We start from the raw sequence: 4,917 nt of genomic DNA, 5'->3' as shown, positions 1-4,917 counted from the left end.
CTGGGACGGGCTAAAGCCCGCCCCTTAACCAAACGTTAGGCATCAACGTAATGTCTGTCGAAATCACAGAGTTCCGGCAAATGCTAGAGGCGGGCCAACGCTACGTGGGTGGCAATTGCTCCATCCAAGAGCTCAACGGCCATGTCAGCCATTGCCGTGACGCGGCTCGGTTCTGGGGTGGTCATCCTGCGCTTGCCCGAGTCGCGGACGATTGGTCCCAAGTTATTGACCGGCGCTGGAATGAATGGGGGCATTCGCCAGACCCACTTTCGGAGCAGCAGTTCAAGTCATGGCTGGGCCAGCAGCTCACATTGCTTTCGGCCCATGCCTAACATCTCATTCAAGCGGACGGCTGCGCCGCCGCTTAATTCCAGCGTTATGTGCCAAAGGAAGGCTTATGTCGTTGCCTAAAGATAGAGTTGTAGTCGCAAGCGATGTGAATCCTCGAGACGGGATCGGCGTTGAAATCTACCGAGATAACGAATTAATCGTTGAGATTTTCAGAGATGATACGGACAGAACTCGAACCATAACTGTGTTCAAAGAATCAATTTCGCTTGAGCTAATGGAAGAGTCTATTCAAATTTTCAAAAAAGAGATTCCTTGGGATTTCATTGAATACGATGAGTAGGCACATAACAATGCGTATATGGACTCTCCCCACAAGTAGTGAGCAAAGCTTTTCTTTTGCACTTGTCGTCAGCGCGGTTGCATTCGTATATCCGGCCTGTGTTGGGCTTTTCCGCCCTGGCCATTCTGTAGTTCGCGCAGCGGGGGCCAAGCGTTCAATCGATCACGGGGATCATCATTGTTATCGGCCTTATTCCGCTGCAGGACTCGCCTGTTCCGACAGTGCTGCTGCTCACCACAACCACAAGAAAACCATCTTCCTTACTGATTACCCCCGCCGTCAGGCGGGCTTTGTGCTCTGCCAATTACCATTGAAACGCCGCTCATGGCACCACACCGCCCAGCAGATCCTGACCAATTTGTTCGCCAGCGCCACAGCCGCTTTGTTGTGGCCAATACGGGCTGCCGTCTCGACGGCCCAGCGCTGCAACTCGGTCAGTTTTTCTGGCGTACGGGCCTGGCATCGCTGAGCCGCTAGCAAGGCCGCTCGCGAGCCATGGATAAATAGCGTGCGCACATAGATATTGCCCTTGCAGCTGATCCGCCCAAGCCGTCGGCGTTCGCCACTGCTGTATTCGTTCGGGGTCATACCCAACCAGGCGCTCAGTTGGCGACCACTGGAAAAGCGCTCAGGCTTACCCACAACGACGGTCAGGGCGCTGGCAGTCAGCAGGCCAATACCGCTGACCTCATCCAGTTTGCGCACGATTTCATCCTCAGCATGCCAGCGCTTGAGTTGCTGTTCGCATTCGGCCATGCACTGCTCGTACAAGTTGATCTCGGCCAGCACGATATGCAGCAGACGGCTCAAGGGAGCAAGTTCAGGCTGTTCAACCAATTCATTGGCCGCTCGGATAAAGGTAGCGGTCGAGACCGGCGCTTCGATACCTGCTTCACGCAGGATGCCGCGCAACAGGTTGATGCGCTGGGTTCTGCTCTTCTTCCAGGTTTCCCGCAGCCCGTGCAGTTGCTGCAGCTGTTGCTGCTCGTGGTTTTTCACCGGCACCGGATAAATATCCTTGCAGCGCGCCGCTTCCAGCATGGCGTCACAGTCGTTGCGGTCGGTCTTGTTGCCCCGGCGATAGGGCCGGACATAGCGCGCATGGATCAGCTTCACTTGATGACCGAGCGATTGCGCCAGCCGCCCCCAATAGTGCGCTGTGCCACAGGCTTCCATCACCCACTCGACCGGCTCGGCCTGCTCCTGTATATATCGCCTAAACGCCTCTCGGTTCAGCCGCTTGCGCTGCACCACCTGGCCGGAACGGACACTCTCGGCAACTTGGTAAACGGACTTGGCCAGATCAACGGCAATGCGTTTCATAACGACTCTCCCGCTCAAAAATCCTCGACACCTTGGTATAGAACTGTGGTGTGGGGAGAGTCCATTACAGCATTCAAGCCGTTCGCTTCGCTCACTCGGGACCGGCTAAAGCCCGCCCCTTAACCAAGCGTTAGGTACTTATGAAGCTCGTAAATAGAAGTGCTATCACAATCTATGGAACTGAAGAGTTCTTGAGATGGGTCAAAGCTCATCATAAGAATCTTCATCGCTGGACGCTACAAGAGCTAAACGATCATCCAAATGTTTATCTAGTAGACGAAGAGGATCAAAATTGTTGGGGGGATTGCTTCGAAAAACATTTTGAGAAAATCTTCCGAACTGAGGTTGGTGAATACATAAATAATGGAGTTGAATGGCCGAAGGGCATCAACCTCGACTTATATAGGTCTTGGTTTAGGTACGAGTACTCCGAACTGGTTTACAATCTATCACCGGATAAACTTGAGCAACATGACGAATAGAATAATACCTAACAAGTGCATCTTGCCGAATTTGGGTAAACTGTCACCCGTTTTGCAAAAACACGCAAAACAGCCGCCAATTCACCAAACCGCAAATGCAGGCGTTAGTCCCTGTAATTAAGCCCAACATGTGACTTACAGTTACGCCGCTCAATGCTCCCTTCTTTTAAGGGCCAGCACGTTTGATCCTTGGTTTCCTTTATAACAGTCACCCGTACCTTCCCCGCCGGTTTTTCCGGTTCTGCGGGCTGATAGGTATCGCGAAGGCTGAGCACGTTGTCAGCCCCTCTCGGGGTGTAGTTCTGATCGTTAAACACGGTCTGTTTGACTGCAGGGCTATCTGAGCCAATGGGCTGCTCAGGTTGCTGCGTAGACATTGCGTCTCGCCTTGCCTGCTCTTCCACGATCCTGTCCCAGTCGTTCCTGGGCGCTGGTTCTGCTCGGGTGATCTCGGCAGCTTGCTTGGGCTTCGGTTGCTGACTGTTCGCGGCCAGGTTCTTTACGGTGTTCTGCATGAACGCTTGACCGGCCAGAGTCAGAGCGCCAAGGGTAACGACAGTGCCAATTGTTCCTGCCAGTACAACCTTTAGGTTGCTGCCTTTGCTTGGGCGGCTGGTTAGCCATTCCGGGGCGTCGTCTCTCTCTGCCTTCATCCTTGAACTCCTTCCTTACCAGTCTCTTTCCCGCATGCCCATGATGCACTCCTGCACGTCTTCGTCGATGACGTTGCCGGGCTTGATGCACTCTTTCATGGTCTTGCGTGTGCCACGATTAGCTTCCCGCTCTGCCTTGGCCTGGCGCTCGAGGTTATCGCGTGCAGCTCGGCCCATCGCGGTGTCATTGCCCGACAGGCTCTGCATGATGCTTTTGCTGACGTATTCACCGGCGGCGTTCGTGGCAGGCTTGATCGCATCGATTGCTTTAGACAGGGCTGTCTGATCGTCTGCGCTGGCTGAAAGGCTGACGATTGCCAGTGCCAATATGGCTGTTCTTTTCATTCTTTACCCACCTCCCTTCGGGCATACCAGCGCCTAGCTACTTCCTGGGTGATCGCTATCCCGCGTCTTGATCGGTCAAGTTTCGGTTGGCCTCGTCGTACTCAGGGCTGGTCTGGCCGCTTTCGGGTGCAATCTTCCCGCTGACCAGCCACAGAGCGTATTCCGGCGCGATATCAACGATGACCTTGATGTCATCTTCATTGACCCGCCGTCCGCCTTTTCTCAGCGCGTACCACTTTTCTCGGTCGATACCGCTCAGCTCCTCCAGCTTCTTAGCTGTGAGCTTCTTATGCTCAAGAATAGCGACTATGCGCTCTCTCATATTTCTTAATCGTCTAAAAGGCCGGCAATTATTGCTAGTCAACCTTGTCCGGCTGCCTATAATCGTCAGTATGAAACCGGCAAATATTGCCGACTAATGGTTTCACCAACAAAGACCAACATAGTGCAACAAAGGCCACTCCGATGGAAGGAATCCCCCTGACGCTGAAAGACCTTGTGAACCCGCCACCGATGATGCCGTGGCGCGAGTTCGCAAACTGGATTCGCATGAGTGAAGACCACGACACCGTCCGCGGCTGGATGCGCAACGGCTACCTGCCCCACCTCAAGGTAGGCCGCCACGTAATGGTCAACGTCGCCCTGCTGACCAAGAAGCTTATGGAAGAGGAGTGGGTTGAATGAATCCTCCTTTCTATACGCAAGCCGCCTTCGCCACCCTGGCCGGTGTTCCCGTCGAGCAAGTCGCGCACTGGATCAGAACCGGCGCCGTCGAGAGCGTGAAGCTCGGCAAAACCCGCGTGGTGCTGTTTCCGGGGGTGAACCAATGATCCGCCAAGCCTCCGGCCTCCCTGGTGAGGGCATGACCTATCCGGTTATGGACTATCAAAATTTCCTTTGGCGCCTGCTGCGTGCGCTCACTGATCTACGCCTTTCCAATGATCCGCATGGCCTTGGCACTGATTCGTGGGCTGAGCTTTTTTCGCTGTTGAATCGCGGACTGCGTGAAGGCTACGTCTCGGCAGTTGAATTCATTCGCCTCAATCGCCTGGCGAAGAATGCGGCCCTCCACAGTGCAAGCTTGCGCTTTCCAGATGCTCGCAACGCCGGCCCTTATATGCCGACTTCGGTGTGGTTCAAGCGCCACAATGCCGTGACTGCTTCCGTCGTCATTCACATGGGCGGCTATGACTTCGTGGATGCGGATCAGGTAAAGCCCCAGGCGCAGGACTCGGCCAATGAAAAGCCTGAGCCAGTACCTGCGCCAACCCCACGCCGAGAGCTGCGACTGCTCTGTCTGCTGGTCCCGTCGCGCGAAGGCTCAACCCGTAGCCTGCCCGTCCACACAATGCAGCCACTGCCGCCCCGTGCACGTCTCCAGGGACTTATTGACCGGACGTTGGCACGTGAGGCCGGCTTTCATCTGCGCGAAACACAAGCCACCGCGCCGACCGCCAGCGTTCTGGAGCGTTGCCTATCAAAC

Annotated in this window: 8 protein-coding genes; 4 read left to right on the top strand and 4 right to left on the bottom strand. The window is 54.9% G+C overall.

Features of this window, described 5'->3' with window-relative positions:
* The first annotated feature begins 397 nt into the window (after positions 1 to 397).
* Positions 398 to 631, top strand: a complete 234-nt coding sequence (locus tag PCLY_RS00990; protein WP_061237386.1) for a hypothetical protein — start codon at positions 398 to 400, stop codon at positions 629 to 631.
* Positions 632 to 910: 279 nt separating this feature from the next.
* On the opposite strand, the gene PCLY_RS00985 is transcribed toward PCLY_RS00990, so the two are convergent.
* From PCLY_RS00985 to PCLY_RS00970, 4 genes are all read right to left on the bottom strand, one after another.
* Positions 911 to 1,954 carry an IS110 family RNA-guided transposase gene (locus tag PCLY_RS00985; RefSeq protein WP_061237385.1) on the bottom strand — a complete coding sequence of 348 codons (1,044 nt, stop codon included), beginning with the start codon at positions 1,952 to 1,954 and terminating at the stop codon, positions 911 to 913.
* Between the two features lie 586 nt (positions 1,955 to 2,540).
* Complete coding sequence (locus tag PCLY_RS00980) at positions 2,541 to 3,089, bottom strand: hypothetical protein (RefSeq protein ID WP_061237384.1); 549 nt, start codon at positions 3,087 to 3,089, stop codon at positions 2,541 to 2,543.
* A gap of 15 nt (positions 3,090 to 3,104) precedes the next feature.
* Entirely contained in the window at positions 3,105 to 3,434 is a 330-nt protein-coding gene (locus PCLY_RS00975) for a hypothetical protein (RefSeq protein WP_061237383.1), read from the bottom strand.
* A 55-nt stretch (positions 3,435 to 3,489) separates the two neighbouring features.
* Entirely contained in the window at positions 3,490 to 3,756 is a 267-nt protein-coding gene (locus tag PCLY_RS00970; protein WP_061237382.1) for a hypothetical protein, read from the bottom strand.
* 143 nt (positions 3,757 to 3,899) lie between these two features.
* Here PCLY_RS00970 and PCLY_RS00965 point away from each other — a divergent pair, with 143 nt between their 5' ends.
* The 3 genes from PCLY_RS00965 to pflM form a co-directional block, all read left to right on the top strand.
* Positions 3,900 to 4,118: a MerR family transcriptional regulator gene (locus PCLY_RS00965; RefSeq protein WP_003245701.1), complete on the top strand. Its 219-nt coding sequence runs from the start codon at positions 3,900 to 3,902 to the stop codon at positions 4,116 to 4,118.
* Positions 4,115 to 4,264, top strand: a complete 150-nt coding sequence (locus PCLY_RS24975) for a hypothetical protein (protein ID WP_197432115.1) — start codon at positions 4,115 to 4,117, stop codon at positions 4,262 to 4,264. The genes PCLY_RS00965 and PCLY_RS24975 overlap by 4 nt, the downstream gene beginning before the upstream one ends.
* 408 nt (positions 4,265 to 4,672) lie before the next feature.
* The coding region (gene pflM / locus PCLY_RS00960) for a lysogeny maintenance protein PflM (RefSeq protein WP_197432114.1) at positions 4,673 to 4,917 on the top strand (245 nt) is incomplete at its 3' end.

Source organism: Ectopseudomonas composti, assembly GCF_001567565.1.
Classification (GTDB): domain Bacteria; phylum Pseudomonadota; class Gammaproteobacteria; order Pseudomonadales; family Pseudomonadaceae; genus Aquipseudomonas; species Aquipseudomonas composti_A.
The sequence above is the reverse complement of the archived record's forward strand: the minus strand, read 5'-3'. Positions and strand labels throughout refer to the sequence as shown.